Annotated in this window: 9 protein-coding genes; 7 read left to right on the top strand and 2 right to left on the bottom strand. The window is 72.3% G+C overall.

The features are described 5' to 3' along the window. Nucleotides 1-195: 195 nt before the first annotated feature. The gene (locus tag ACZ4U4_RS09085; protein ID WP_467870639.1) at nucleotides 196-1,593 is read right to left on the bottom strand and encodes a cation:dicarboxylate symporter family transporter; all 1,398 of its coding nucleotides are present in this window, start codon (nucleotides 1,591-1,593) and stop codon (nucleotides 196-198) included. Nucleotides 1,594-1,731: 138 nt separating this feature from the next. Here ACZ4U4_RS09085 and ACZ4U4_RS09080 point away from each other — a divergent pair, with 138 nt between their 5' ends. The 4 genes from ACZ4U4_RS09080 (at nucleotide 1,732) to ACZ4U4_RS09065 (ending at nucleotide 7,778) form a co-directional block, all read left to right on the top strand. After that, a complete protein-coding gene (locus tag ACZ4U4_RS09080) occupies nucleotides 1,732-3,426 on the top strand; it encodes a sensor histidine kinase (protein ID WP_467870637.1) in 1,695 nt (564 codons plus the stop codon). Then, nucleotides 3,423-4,106, top strand: coding sequence for a response regulator (locus ACZ4U4_RS09075; RefSeq protein ID WP_467870635.1), 684 nt, complete (start codon nucleotides 3,423-3,425; stop codon nucleotides 4,104-4,106). Before ACZ4U4_RS09080 ends, ACZ4U4_RS09075 begins: the two co-directional genes overlap by 4 nt. 277 nt (nucleotides 4,107-4,383) lie before the next feature. Then, the gene (locus ACZ4U4_RS09070; RefSeq protein ID WP_467870634.1) at nucleotides 4,384-5,166 is read left to right on the top strand and encodes an ABC transporter ATP-binding protein; all 783 of its coding nucleotides are present in this window, start codon (nucleotides 4,384-4,386) and stop codon (nucleotides 5,164-5,166) included. 65 nt (nucleotides 5,167-5,231) lie between these two features. Then, nucleotides 5,232-7,778, top strand: coding sequence for an ABC transporter permease (locus ACZ4U4_RS09065; RefSeq protein WP_467870631.1), 2,547 nt, complete (start codon nucleotides 5,232-5,234; stop codon nucleotides 7,776-7,778). A 76-nt stretch (nucleotides 7,779-7,854) separates the two neighbouring features. On the opposite strand, the gene ACZ4U4_RS09060 is transcribed toward ACZ4U4_RS09065, so the two are convergent. Then, entirely contained in the window at nucleotides 7,855-8,880 is a 1,026-nt protein-coding gene (locus ACZ4U4_RS09060) for an ATP-dependent 6-phosphofructokinase (protein ID WP_467870629.1), read from the bottom strand. A gap of 252 nt (nucleotides 8,881-9,132) precedes the next feature. On the opposite strand from ACZ4U4_RS09060, the gene pta reads away from it, so the two are divergent. From pta to pyk, 3 genes are all read left to right on the top strand, one after another. Next, nucleotides 9,133-11,223, top strand: coding sequence for a phosphate acetyltransferase (pta, locus tag ACZ4U4_RS09055; protein WP_467870626.1), 2,091 nt, complete (start codon nucleotides 9,133-9,135; stop codon nucleotides 11,221-11,223). 38 nt (nucleotides 11,224-11,261) lie between these two features. Further along, entirely contained in the window at nucleotides 11,262-12,473 is a 1,212-nt protein-coding gene (locus ACZ4U4_RS09050; RefSeq protein ID WP_467870624.1) for an acetate kinase, read from the top strand. A gap of 72 nt (nucleotides 12,474-12,545) precedes the next feature. Then, nucleotides 12,546-13,970, top strand: a complete 1,425-nt coding sequence (pyk, locus tag ACZ4U4_RS09045) for a pyruvate kinase (RefSeq protein ID WP_030280642.1) — start codon at nucleotides 12,546-12,548, stop codon at nucleotides 13,968-13,970. The last annotated feature ends 116 nt before the right edge of the window (nucleotides 13,971-14,086 follow it).

The following is a 14,086-nucleotide window of genomic DNA, read 5'->3' as shown; positions in this document are numbered from 1 at the left end:
CGGCGACCGTGGGGCAGCGGCGTCTTCCCAGGTGGGGCGCGGAACGCGGACGGGGCGGGCGCCCGAAGGCACCCGCCCCGTACGGCGGTGGGAGACGGCGGCGCACCCCGGCACGCCACCCGGCGGCGCACCCCGGCGCCGCCGTCGCGCGGCGCGCCCGGTCCCGGTCCCGGAGAACCGCCGCGCCGTGTCCGGTCAGACCCCGGCGGGCTCCTTCGCCCCGTCCGTGCGCGGTGCGTCGTCGGCCGGTGCGGGGGCGCCGTGGTCGTCGGTCAGGGTCGCCTCGTCGAACGGCAGCTGACCGGCGAGGACTTCACCCACCCGGGCCTTGTCGATCTCCTTCGTCCAGGTGCCGATGAGGACGGTGGCGACGGCGTTGCCGGCGAAGTTGGTCATCGCCCGCGCCTCGCTCATGAAGCGGTCGATGCCGACGATCAGGCCGACGCCGTCGACGAGTTCGGGGCGGTGCGACTGGAGGCCGCCGGCGAGGGTCGCCAGGCCCGCGCCGGTGACCCCGGCGGCGCCCTTGGAGGCGATGATCATGAAGGCGAGGAGGGAGATCTGCTGCCCCAGCGCGAGCGGCTGTCCCATGGCCTCGGCGACGAACAGCGCGGACATCGTCAGGTAGATGGCGGTGCCGTCGAGGTTGAAGCTGTAGCCGGTGGGGACGGTGATGCCGACCACGGGCTTGCTGACGCCCAGGTGCTCCATCTTGGCGATCAGCCGCGGCAGCGCCGACTCCGAGGAGGAGGTCGACAGGATCAGCAGGAACTCCCGGGCCAGGTACTTCAGCAGCAGGAAGATGTTGACCCCGGCGAAGAGCCGCAGCAGCGTGCCCAGGACGACGATCACGAAGAGCAGACACGTGATGTAGAAGCCGACCATGATGACGGCGAGGGACTTCAGCGCGTCCACGCCGGTCTCGCCGACCACCGCGGCGATGGCGCCGAAGGCACCGACCGGCGCCACCCACATGATCATCGACAGCACCCGGAAGACCAGCTTCTGCAGGTGTCCGACGCCGCGCAGCACCGGCTCGCCCGCCTTGCCGAGCGACTGCAGCCCGAAGCCGACGAGCAGCGCGACCAGCAGCGTCTGGAGCACCTCGCCGCCGGTGAAGGCGGAGACCAGCGTCGTCGGGATCATGCCGAGCAGGAAGTCGGCGGTGGACTCGCCACCGCCCGCGGTCTGCGCCTGGCCCGCGTGGCGGACCGACTCGGTCAGGTGCAGGCCCGAGCCGGGCTCCAGGATGTTGCCGACGACCAGACCGATGGCGAGGGCGACGGTGGACATCACCATGAAGTAGCCGAGGGCGAGCCCGCCGACGGCACCGACCTTGGCCGCCTTGCGGACCGAACCCACACCCAGCACGATCGTGCAGAAGATGACCGGCGAGATCATCATCTTGATGAGGTTCACGAACCCGGTGCCGAGCGGCTTCAGCTCGACGGCGGCGCCGGGGGCGATGAAGCCGACGGCTATGCCGAGCAGCACCGCGGCGATCACGGCGATGTAGAGGAAATGCGTCCGGTCCCGCTTCTTCGGCGCGCTCTCCTCGGTGGTACCGCCGGACGGCGGCGTCTTTGCAGCCACGGCTGCCTCCTCGCTCTACGGTTGCGCACGGATCTGCGGCTCGGGCGCAACGTCCCGGCGACTATGCACCCGCCCTGTGGCGTGCGTCACCCTTGCGTGCATTTCGTTCATACAAAAGTGACCGGGCAGACTGTTTGCATGCACCTTGCCTTTCCGCGGACGCCGTTGCGTCTGCGACGCCCGCGCAGCCTCGCAGGGCAGCTCTTCGCGATGCAGGTCCTCCTGGTGACCGTGGTCGTCGCGGGGTGCGCCGTCTTCGCGTACGCAAGCGCCGGGCGGCAGGCGAAGGAGACCGCGCGGCGGCAGACGACCGCGGTGACGACGGCGGTCGCCGACTCGCCCGCGGTGGTCGCCGCCGTCCGCGGCGCCGACCCCACGGCGGTGCTCCAGCCGTACACCGAGCGGCTGCGGCGCGATGCGGGCGTCGACTTCGTCGTCGTGATGGCGCCGGACGGCACCCGCTGGACGCACCCCGAGCCGGACGCGATCGGCCGGACCTACCTCGGACACACCGGACGGGCGCTGCACGGCGAGACGTTCGCCGAGACGCACCTGGGGGTGCTCGGGCCGTCGATGCGGGTCATCGCGCCGGTCCGCGACCCCGCGCACGACAACCGCGTCATCGCGCTGGTCAGCTCCGGCATCACCATCGCCACCATCAGCGAGCAGCTGCGCAACCAGGTGCTGGCGCTGCTCGGGGTGGCCGCGGCGGCGCTGGCGCTGGGCGGGCTCGGGACGTACGTGATCAACGCCCGGCTGCGGCGCCACACCCACGGGATGAACGCCGCCGAGCTGAGCCGGATGCACGAGTACCACCAGGCGGCGCTGCACGCGGTGCGGGAGGGGCTGCTGATGCTCGACGGGCGGCGGCGGGTGTCGCTGATCAACGACGGCGCCCGGGAACTCCTCGGGGTGTCCGGTGACGCGGTGGGCCGCCCGGTGGCGGAGCTGGGACTGCCCGCGCCGCTGGCGAAGGCGCTGAGCGCGCCCGGTCCGCTCCGCGACGAACTCCAGCTGACGGACGAGCGGGTGCTGGTGGTCAACTCCGCGCCGGTCTCCGGCGGGGAGCACCGCGGCAGCGTCATCACCCTGCGCGACCACACCGAACTCCAGGCGCTCTCCGGTGAGCTGGACTCGGTCCGCGGGTTCGCCGAGGCGCTGCGGTCGCAGGCGCACGAGGCCGCCAACCGGCTGCACACGGTGGTGTCGCTGATCGAACTGGGCCGCGCCGACGAGGCGGTGGAGTTCGCCACCGCCGAGCTGGAGCTGGCGCAGGCGCTGACCGACCAGGTCGTCGGCGCGGTCGCCGAACCGGTCCTCGCCGCACTGCTGCTGGGCAAGGCGGCGCAGGCCCACGAGCACGGCGCGGAGCTGGTGTTGACCGCCGACAGCCGGATCGACGACGGGCTGCTGCCGCCGGACCTGCCCGCCCGCGACCTGGTGACGGTGGTCGGCAACCTCATCGACAACGCCCTGGACGCGGCGGCACCGGACGCCACCTCGGACGCCGCGCCACAGCGGACCGACGGCCCCGCCGCCCCGCCGAAGGTCACCGTCACCGCCCGCTCCGACGGCGGCGAACTGCTGCTGTGCGTGGCGGACAACGGCCCCGGTGTGCCCGAGGAGAGCGCGGCGGAGATCTTCCGGCGCGGCTGGAGCAGCAAGCAGCCGGCGGCGGGCGCGCCCGGGCGTGGCCGGGGGCTGGGCCTGGCCCTCGTCCAGCAGGCGGTCCGGCGCAACGGCGGCACCCTCGCCCTCGACCGCGCACCGGACGGCGGCGCGCGCTTCACGGTCCGGCTGCCGCTGCGGACCACGGACGGAGGCGCCGCATGACGACCACCCCCGACATCAGGGTCCTCGTCGTCGAGGACGACCCCGTGGCCGCCGCCGCGCACACGCTGTACGTGGAGCGGGTCTCCGGTTTCACGGTCTCCGGCACCGTGCACTCGGGCGCGGACGCCCGCCGCCATCTCGACCACCACACCGTCGATCTGCTGCTGCTCGACCTCTATCTGCCGGACGGGCATGGGCTCCAGCTGATGCGGACGCTGCGCGGCGCGGGGCACGGGGCGGACGTCATCGCGGTCACCTCGGCGCGCGATCTGACGATGGTGCGCGAAGGCGTGTCGCAGGGCGTGGTGCAGTACCTGCTCAAGCCGTTCACCTTCGCCACGCTGCGCGACCGGCTCCAGCGCTACGCCGCGTTCCGCTGCACCGCGGGCGAGGCCAGCGGGCAGGACGAGGTGGACCGCGCCATCGCCGCGCTGCGCAACCCGCGCCCGGCGGCGCTGCCCAAGGGCCTGACCTCGGCGACGCTGCGCGCGGTCACCGACGCCCTGCGCGCCGCCCCCGGCGGTCTCTCCGCCACCGAAGCCGGCAGCGGCGTCGGCATCTCCCGGATCACCGCCCGCCGCTATCTGGAGTACCTGGTGGACACCGGCCGGGCGGCCCGCGCCCCGCAGTACGGTCAGGTGGGACGGCCGGAGCTGCGCTACCGCTGGTCGGAGCGGTAGCGGAAAGACGCGGTCACGCCGGGACCGGGCGCCGCCCGGAAGGTCCGCCCGCCGGGGCACCCGGCCCCAACTCCCGTGCCCCGCCGGGCACCTGGACCGTACGCGACCCGGCCGTCGTCGCCCGGCGGGCTGATCGGGTGTCCCCCTTGAGAGGGACCGGCGGGCCCGCCGTGGGACTTCCGGCCGGTACCGCTTTCGGTCCTCGCGGGCGACGACCCGGGCGGGGTCCGCGGCCGAGGATGGGAACACATGCCCCGTCCCGTCCCCAGGAGTTCCCGTGTCCCACGCGGCTGCCGCCCCCGCCCCCACGCACACGACGCCCGGTGTCGCCGCCCGCGCGGTGGGCCTCGACAAGGTCTACGGCGAGGGCGAGACGAGGGTGGTGGCGCTGGATGCGGTCTCCGTCGACTTCGCCGCCGGGCAGTTCACCGCGATCATGGGTCCGTCCGGCTCCGGCAAGTCGACGCTGATGCACTGCATGGCGGGGCTCGACACCGTTTCGTCCGGCTCGGTCCGCATCGGTGACGTGGAGCTGGCGTCGCTCGGCGAGAAGAAGCTGACCCGGCTCCGCCGCGACAAGGTCGGCTTCATCTTCCAGGCGTTCAACCTGCTGCCGACGCTGACCGCCGCCGAGAACATCACCCTCCCGCTGGACATCGCGGGCCGTAAGCCCGACCCGGCGTGGATGAACGCGGTCATCGAGACGGTGGGCCTCTCCGGGCGGCTCGCCCACCGCCCGAGCCAGCTCTCCGGCGGTCAGCAGCAGCGCGTGGCGGTGGCCCGGGCGCTGGTCGCCCGGCCCGAGATCATCTTCGCGGACGAGCCGACCGGCAACCTCGACTCCCGCTCCGGCGCCGAGGTCCTGGGCTTCCTGCGGGAGTCGGTACGCGCCATGGGCCAGACCGTCGTGATGGTCACCCACGACCCGGTCGCCGCGGGCTACGCCGACCGCGTCGTCTTCCTCGCCGACGGCCGCATCGTCGAGGAACTGCACCGGCCCACCGCGGACTCGGTCCTGGACCGGATGCGGCGCTTCGACGGCCGCGGCCGCACCCAGTGACGCCCGCCCCGCGCCGCACCGCCCCGTCCCACCATCCGCGCCCCAGGCACCAGGACTGACTTCCCATGCTGCGAACAGCCGTGCGCAACCTCTTCGCGCACAAAGCCCGGCTGATGATGACCGTGCTCGCGGTCCTCCTCGGCGTCGCCTTCGTCTCCGGCACCCTCGTCTTCAGCGACACCGTCGGCGACGCCCTCAAGAACGCCTCCGCCAAGAACCTCGACGACGTCGCCGTCTCCGTCACGGCCGAACCCGAGCCCCCGAAGCCCGACGGCCGGCGCACCACCGTCCTCACCGAGAAGACGGCCGACGCGGTCCGCGCGGTGCCCGGCGTACGCACCGTACGGGCCGACATCACCGGTGACGCGGTCCTCGCCGCCAAGGACGGCAAGCCGGTCGGCGAGGCGTGGCAGAACCGCGCCGTCAACTACCAGCCGGGCCCGGACGGCAAGGACGGCCGCTACCCGCTGGTCGCGGGCCGCGGCCCGGCCACCGCGGGCGAGGTCGCGCTGGCCGAGGCCACCGCGCGCAAGGCCGGCTACCGGATCGGCGACACCGTACGGTTCGCCACCGACGGCCCGGTGCTGGCGAAGAAGCTGGTCGGTCTGGTCTCCACCGACGACCCGAAGGTGACCGCGGGCGGCTCGCTGACGCTGCTCGACACCGCCACCGCACAGCGCCTCTACCTCCACCCCGGCCAGTACGACGAACTGGTCGTGTCCTCGAAGCCCGGCGCCGACGAGGCGGCGCTGACCCGCGAGATCCGCGCGGCCGTGCCGGACGAGGGCGCGCAGGTCACCAGCGGCACCGCGCTCGCCGAGGAGCAGAGCCGGCACCTCGCCGACCAGAACACGGCACTGACCTCGACGCTGCTGACCTTCGCCGGGATCGCGCTGTTCGTCGGCGTCTTCATCATCGCCAACACCTTCACCATGCTGATCTCCCAGCGCCGCCGCGAGATCGCCCTGCTCCGCGCGGTCGGCGCCTCCCGCCGCCAGGTGGTGCGCTCGGTGCTCGCCGAGGCGACGCTGCTGGGCGTGGTCGCCTCCGCCGTCGGCATGGGCCTGGGCATCGGCCTCGCGCTGGCGATCCGCTCGGTGCTCAACGCCAACGACGCCGGCTTGCCGGACGGGCCGCTCGTCATCAACCCGCTCACCTACCTCGTCTCCCTGGCCACCGGCACCGTCGTGACGGTCCTGGCCGCGTGGCTGCCGTCCCGCCGGGCCGCGAAGATCGCGCCGGTGGAGGCGCTGAGCACGGTCGACACCCAGCCGGCGCCGCGCGGGCTGGTGGTCCGCAACATCTTCGGCGCCGTCATCGCCGGCCTCGGCGTGGCCGTGATGTTCTGGGTCTCGACGCTGGAGTCCAGCGACAACCTGCCGCTCGCGATGCTCGGCTCCGCGCTCACCATGACCGGCGTGATCGTGCTGGCGCCGCTCCTCTCCCGCCCGCTGGTCCGCCTCACCGGCGCGGTCACCGTCCGGCTCTTCGGCACGGTCGGCAAGCTCGCCCGGGAGAACGCGCTGCGCAACCCGCGCCGGACCGCCGCGACCGGCTCGGCGCTGATGATCGGCCTCACCCTGATCACCGGGATGGCCGTCGTCGGCAACTCCGCGGAGTCCGCCATCGACCGGATGACCGCGACCCAGCTGACCGCCGAGTACCAGATCAGCACGGCCACGTTCTCCGGCCTCGACCCGAAGCTGTCCGCGAAGGCGGCGCAGGTCCCCGGCGTGACCGCGGTGGCGCCGATGCGCCACTCCAGCTTCCTCCTGGGCGACGAGGGAGTGGTGCTCAACGGCACCGACCCCCGCACCATCGAGCAGGTCACGGCGCTCAAGGTGGTCCAGGGTTCGGTCGGGGCGGTGCACGGCGAGAGCATCGCGATGTCGAAGACCTCCGCCGACACGGCGGGTGTGCGCGCCGGCCGGACCATCACCGTCGACCTCCCCGACCAGAAGAAGCACCGCCTGACGGTCGCCGCGGTCTACGAGGACAACGACATCGCCGGTGACGCCTTCTCCGACCTGCGGCTGGTCGCCGTCGGCCTGGACCACCAGGCCCCCAAGGACGACACGCTGCTGGTCAAGACCGCACACGGCACCTCCGAGGCGACCGCCGCGAAGCTGCGGGCCGCCTTCGGCGACAACCCGCTGGTGAAGGTGCAGAACCACGACGAGCTGCGGCAGGAGAGCGCCGGCCCGATCGGGATGATGGTCAACATGGTCTACGGCCTGCTCGGCATGGCCGTCGTCATCGCGGTCGTCGGCGTGATCAACACCCTGGCGATGTCGGTCTTCGAGCGGACCCGGGAGATCGGGATGCTGCGCGCCATCGGGCTGGCGCGGAGCGGGATCAAGCAGATGGTCCGGCTGGAGTCGGTCGTCATCTCGCTCTTCGGCGCGGTCCTCGGCATCGGCGTGGGCCTCTTCCTCGCCTGGGCCGGCGGCTCGCTGCTCGCCTCGTCCTGGCGGCTCTACGAGACGCTGCTGCCGTGGGGCCGGCTGTCGCTCTTCGTGGCGATCGCGCTGGCCGTGGGCCTGCTGGCCGCCATCTGGCCGGCCCGCCGCGCGGCGAAGCTGAACATGCTGGAGGCCATCGGCGCCCACTGACGGGCGGTACGGCAACGGCGGCGCGCCGTCCCCGACCGGGGAGGCGCGCCGCCGTCGTACGTCGAAGAGCCGCAGGTCAGAAGACCGACTCGGCCTCCTGCATCCGGTCGGCGGGGACCCGCTTCAGCTCGGTGACGGCGTCGGCGAGCGGCACCATCGTCACGTCCGTGCCGCGCAGCGCCGTCATCTTTCCGAACTCCCCGCGGTGCGCCGCCTCGACGGCGTGCCAGCCGAAGCGGGTGGCGAGGACGCGGTCGTACGCGGTGGGGGTGCCGCCGCGCTGGACGTGGCCGAGGATGACCGGGCGGGCCTCCTTGCCCAGGCGCCGCTCCAGCTCGACGGCGAGGGCGTTGCCGATACCGGAGAAGCGCTCGTGGCCGTACTGGTCGATGGCGCCCTTCTTGTAGTCCATCGTGCCGGGCGCGGGGTGGGCGCCCTCGGCGACGCAGATCACGGCGAACTTCTTGCCGCGCGAGAAGCGCTCCTCGACCATCCGGACCAGGTCGCTCACGTCGAATTCGCGCTCCGGCAGACAGATGCCGTGGGCGCCGCCGGCCATCCCGGACTCCAGGGCGATCCATCCGGCGTGGCGCCCCATGACCTCGACGACCATCACCCGCTGATGCGATTCGGCGGTGGTCTTGAGGCGGTCGATGGCCTCGGTGGCGACGCCGACGGCGGTGTCGAAGCCGAAGGTGCGGTCGGTGGAGGAGATGTCGTTGTCGATCGTCTTGGGGACGCCGACGACCGGCAGCCCGGCGTCCGACAGCATCCGGGCGGCGGTCAGGGTGCCCTCGCCGCCGATCGGGATGAGGACGTCGATGCCGTGCTCGCGGGAGAAGTCCTTGGCGTTCTCGCACGCCTCGCGCAGCCGGGCGCGCTCCAGGCGGGCGGAGCCGAGGATGGTGCCGCCGCGGGCCAGGATGCCGCTGACGGCGTCCAGGTCGAGCTTGCGGTAGCGCCCGTCGAGCAGTCCCTTGAAGCCGTCCTCGAAGCCGATCACCTCGTCGTCGTGGCCGGTCAGGGCGCGGTGGACGACGGACCTGATCACAGCGTTCAGCCCGGGGCAGTCGCCGCCGGCGGTGAGGACTCCGATACGCATCGTGCTGTGTCTCCTGTGCTCGTGTCCGACGTATGAGCCGGTCCGATTCTTCCACGGGGCGCCCCGTCCCGCCCTCACCCGCCCGGCGCCCCGCCCCTCTCCCGGGCCCGCCGCCTCAGGGAAACTGGGACGCGCGGCTTATCCAGCGCCGCGGGTATTGTCAAGGTGGCGAGCCCGCCATAACGGCTGTTTCCGACCCTACTCTGACTGCCCCGGCTGATCTGCACGACAACGGATGGACGGAGAGCACGCGTGACCCGCAGCGTGTACGTGACCGGCACCGACCGCGGCGACGGCCGCCAGGTCGTCGAGCTGGGAGTGATGGAGCTCCTGACCCGCCACGTCGACCGGGTGGGCGTCTTCCGCCCCCTGGTCCACGACGGACCGGACCGCCTCTTCGACCTGCTGCGCGCCCGCTACCGCCTCAGCCAGCCCACCGAGTCCGCCTTCGGCCTCGGCTACGACGAGGCCGCCGACCTCCAGGCCGAACACGGCACCGACGAACTGGTCTCCCGGCTGGTCGAGCGGTTCCACGCGGTGGCCAGGGAGTACGAGTACGTGCTGGTCCTCGGCTCGGACTACGCCGCCACCAACCTCCCCGACGACCTGGGCCTCAACGCCCGCCTCGCCAACGAGTTCGGCGCCGCGGTCATCCCCGTGGTCGGCGGTCAGGGCCAGGAGGCCGAGGCGGTCCGCGCGGAGGCGCGCAACACCTACCGCGCCTACACCGCGCTCGGCTGCGACGTCGTCGCCCTCGTCGTCAACCGCGTCGATCCGGGGCTGCAGAAGGCCGTCGCCGAGCGGCTGGCGGCGCGGCTGCCGGTGCCCTGCTACGCCCTGCCGGAGGACGCCGCGCTCTCCGCGCCGACCGTCCGGCAGCTGGTGCACAGCCTGGGCGCGGAGGTGCTGCTCGGCGACGACTCCGGGCTGGCGCGCGACGCCCGGGACTTCGTCTTCGGCGGGGCGATGCTGCCGACGTTCCTCAAGGCGCTGACGCCGGGCTGCCTGGTGGTGACGCCCGGGGACCGCGCCGACCTCGTCATCGGCTCGCTCGCCGCCCACAGCGCGGGCGCCCCGCCGATCGCCGGGGTGCTGCTCACCCTGGACGAGCGGCCCGGACCGGACATCATGGCGCTGGCGGACCGGCTGGCGCCCGGCACCCCGGTCATCTCGGTGCCCGGCGGCTCCTTCCCGACGGCCGCGGAGCTGTTCGCCGTCGAGGGCAAGCTCAACGCCGCGGCGCCGCGCAAGGCGGAGACCGCGCTCGGCCTGTTCGAACGGCATGTGGACACCGTCGAGCTGACGAATCGTATCTCCGTGGCCCGCTCCGGCCGGGTCACGCCGATGATGTTCGAACACGAGCTGATCGAGCGCTCCCGCTCCGGGCGGCGCCGGGTGGTGCTGCCCGAGGGCGGCGAGGAGCGGGTGCTGCGCGCCGCCGACGTCCTGCTGCGCCGCGACGTCTGCGCACTGACCCTGCTCGGCGAGGAGGAGGCGATCCGCAAGCGCGCCGCCGACCTCGCCATCGACCTGGCGGACGCCCAGATCATCGACCCGCAGTCGTCGCCGCTGCGCGAGCGCTTCGCCGAGCGGTACGCGGAGCTGCGCGCCCACAAGGGCGTCGGCTACGAGCTGGCGTACGACGTCGTCGCCGACGTGTCGTACTTCGGCACGCTGATGGTGCAGGAGGGCCTGGCCGACGGCATGGTCTCCGGCGCGGCGCACTCCACGGCGGCGACGATCCGCCCCGCCTTCGAGGTCATCAAGACGAAGCCCGATGCGCAGATCGTCTCGTCCGTCTTCTTCATGTGCCTCGCCGACCGGGTCCTGGTCTACGGCGACTGCGCGGTCAACCCGGATCCGGACGCCGAGCAGCTCGCCGACATCGCCATCCAGTCGGCCGCCACCGCCGCGCAGTTCGGCGTGGAGCCGCGGATCGCGATGCTGTCGTACTCCACCGGCACCTCCGGCTCCGGCGCCGATGTCGACAAGGTGCGCCGCGCCACCGAACTGGTCCGCAAGCTCCGTCCCGATCTGCTGGTGGAGGGCCCGATCCAGTACGACGCGGCGGTCGACGCCTCCGTGGCGCGCACCAAGCTGCCCGACTCGGAGGTCGCCGGCCGCGCGACGGTGCTGATCTTCCCGGACCTCAACACCGGCAACAACACCTACAAGGCGGTGCAGCGCTCCGCGGGCGCCGTCGCCGTCGGACCGGTCCTCCAGGGTCTGCGCAAACCGGTCAACGACCTCTCGCGCGGTGCGCTGGTGCAGGACATCGTCAACACCGTCGCCATCACCGCGATCCAGGCGCAGGGCGCCCCGCCCGGCGCCGGAGCCGTCTGACCCGCGCCCGCCCGTCCGCACCCACCGGAAAGCGCTCCATGACTGCCAACCCCACCCGCGTCCTCGTCCTCAACTCCGGTTCCTCATCGGTGAAGTACCAGCTGCTCGACATGGTGGAGAACCGGCGGCTGGCCACCGGCCTCGCCGAGCGGATCGGTGAGGAGACCTCGCGGCTGGTGCACACGCCGCTGGCCACCGGCGGCGAACGGCGGGTGCACGAAGGGCCGATGGCCGACCACGACGCGGCGCTGAAGGCGGTCGCCGCGGAGCTGGCCGCCGACGGACTGGGCCTCGACTCCCCGCAACTGGCCGCGATCGGGCACCGCGTCGTCCACGGCGGCCTGAAGTTCACCGAGCCGACCGTCATCGACGAGGCGGTCCTGACGGAGATCGAGCGGCTGGTGCCGGTCGCGCCGCTGCACAACCCGGCGAACCTCACCGGCATCCGCACCGCGCAGGCGCTCCGCCCCGACCTGCCGCAGATAGCCGTCTTCGACACCGCGTTCCACACCACGATGCCGGAGCACGCGGCCCGCTACGCCATCGACGTGGCCACCGCCGACGCCCACCGCATCCGCCGCTACGGCTTCCACGGCACCTCGCACGCCTACGTCTCGCGCCGCACCGCCCGCCTGCTGGGCAAGGACCCGTCCGAGGTCAACGTCATCGTGCTGCACCTGGGCAACGGCGCCTCGGCGTCGGCGGTGGCGGGCGGCCGGTGCGTCGACACGTCGATGGGGCTGACGCCGCTGGAGGGCCTGGTGATGGGCACCCGCTCCGGCGACATCGACCCGGCGGTGACGTTCCACCTCAGGCGGGTCGCCGGGATGTCCGCCGACGAGATCGACGAGCTGCTCAACAAGCGGAGCGGGCTGGTCGGGCTCTGCGGCGACAACGACATGCGGGAGATCCGCCGCCGTATCGACGAGGGCGACGAGGCCGCGGCCCTCGCCTTCGACATCTACATCCACCGGCTGAAGAAGTACCTCGGCGCCTACACCGCGGTGCTCGGCCGGGTCGACGCGGTGGCGTTCACCGCGGGCGTCGGCGAGAACGCCGCCCCGGTGCGCGCCGCGGCGATGGCCGGTCTGGAGGTTCTGGGCATGTCCGTGGACGCCGACCGCAACGCCGTACGGTCCGACGAGCCGCGGCTGATCTCGCCCGACGGCTCCCCCGTCGCGGTCGCCGTGGTCCCGACAGATGAGGAGCTGGAGATCGCCCAGCAGACATACGCGCTGGTCACCGACTGATGCACACCCCGGCTCCGCGCCCGCCTTCGGGGGAATATTCCGCTCCGAAACAAAACCGATAGGATTCAGCCCATGCGCCGTTCCAAAATCGTCTGCACCCTGGGCCCCGCCGTCGACTCCTACGACCAGCTGAAGACGCTGATCGAGGCCGGTATGAACGTGGCCCGCTTCAACATGAGCCACGGAACCCACTCGGAGCACGAGGAGCGGTACCACCGCGTCCGCAAGGCGTCCGAGGAGACCGGCCGCGCGGTGGGCGTGCTGGCCGACCTCCAGGGTCCGAAGATCCGCCTGGAGACGTTCGCCGACGGCCCCGTGGAGCTGGTGCGCGGCGACGAGTTCGTCATCACCACCGAGGACGTCGCCGGCGACAAGACCATCTGCGGCACGACGTACAAGGGCCTGCCCGGCGACGTCTCCAAGGGCGACCCGGTCCTCATCAACGACGGCAACGTCGCCCTCCAGGTCGTCGACGTCGACGGCCCGCGGGTGCGCACCATCGTCATCGAGGGCGGCGTCATCTCCGACCACAAGGGCATCAACCTGCCCGGCGCGGCGGTCAACGTCCCCGCGCTGTCGGAGAAGGACATCGACGACCTGAAGTTCGCGCTGGCGATGGGGTGCGACATGGTCGCGCTCTCCTTCGTCCGCGACGCCAAGGACGTCCAGGACGTGCACCGCGTGATGGACGAGGTCGGGCGCCGCGTCCCGGTCATCGCCAAGGTCGAGAAGCCGCAGGCGGTCGCCAACATGCAGGAGGTCGTCATGGCCTTCGACGCGGTGATGGTGGCCCGTGGTGACCTCGCCGTGGAGTACCCGCTGGAGAAGGTCCCGATGGTGCAGAAGCGCCTGGTGGAGATGTGCCGGCGGAACGCCAAGCCGGTGATCGTGGCGACCCAGATGATGGAGTCGATGATCACCAACTCGCGGCCGACCCGCGCCGAGGCGTCCGACGTCGCCAACGCCATCCTGGACGGCGCGGACGCGGTCATGCTCTCCGCGGAGTCGTCGGTCGGCGCGTACCCGATCGAGACCGTCAAGACGATGTCGAAGATCGTCGAGGCGGCCGAGGAGGAGCTGCTGTCGAAGGGTCTGCAGCCGCTGGTCCCGGGCAAGAAGCCGCGGACGCAGGGCGGCGCGGTGGCCCGCGCGGCGTGCGAGATGGCGGACTTCCTCAACGGCAAGGCGCTGGTGGCGTTCACCAAGTCCGGTGACACCGCCCGCCGTCTCTCCCGCTACCGCGCGGCCCAGCCGATCCTGGCCTTCACCACCGACGCGGCCACCCGCAACCAGCTCGCGCTGAGCTGGGGTGTGGAGACGTTCGTGGTGCGGCACGTCGACAACACCGACGCGATGGTCGACCTGGTCGACGCGGAGCTGCTCAAGCTCCAGCGGTACAACGAGGGCGACACCATGATCATCACCGCCGGTTCGCCCCCCGGCATCCCCGGCACCACCAACATGGTGCGCGTCCACCGCCTGGGCGGCGAGAGCTGATCCGGCGCCGGTGACACACAGCGGCGGGGGGGGGGGGGGGGGGGGGGGGGGGGGGGGGGGGGGGGGGGTTTTTTTTTTTTTTTCTTTTCTTTTTTTTTTTTTTTTTTTTTTTTTCG

The organism is Streptomyces sp. NPDC029159 (assembly GCF_055564055.1).
The sequence above is the reverse complement of the archived record's forward strand: the minus strand, read 5'-3'. Positions and strand labels throughout refer to the sequence as shown.

Excerpts from the sequence above, each read along its gene's own strand:
- ACZ4U4_RS09050 (WP_467870624.1), top strand. The coding sequence starts at position 11,262 with ATGACTGCCAACCCCACCCGCGTCCTCGTCCTCAACTCCGGTTCCTCA.
- ACZ4U4_RS09060 (WP_467870629.1), bottom strand. The coding sequence starts at position 8,880 with ATGCGTATCGGAGTCCTCACCGCCGGCGGCGACTGCCCCGGGCTGAAC.
- ACZ4U4_RS09080 (WP_467870637.1), top strand. The coding sequence starts at position 1,732 with ATGCACCTTGCCTTTCCGCGGACGCCGTTGCGTCTGCGACGCCCGCGC.
- ACZ4U4_RS09065 (WP_467870631.1), top strand. The coding sequence starts at position 5,232 with ATGCTGCGAACAGCCGTGCGCAACCTCTTCGCGCACAAAGCCCGGCTG.
- ACZ4U4_RS09075 (WP_467870635.1), top strand. The coding sequence starts at position 3,423 with ATGACGACCACCCCCGACATCAGGGTCCTCGTCGTCGAGGACGACCCC.
- pyk (WP_030280642.1), top strand. The coding sequence starts at position 12,546 with ATGCGCCGTTCCAAAATCGTCTGCACCCTGGGCCCCGCCGTCGACTCC.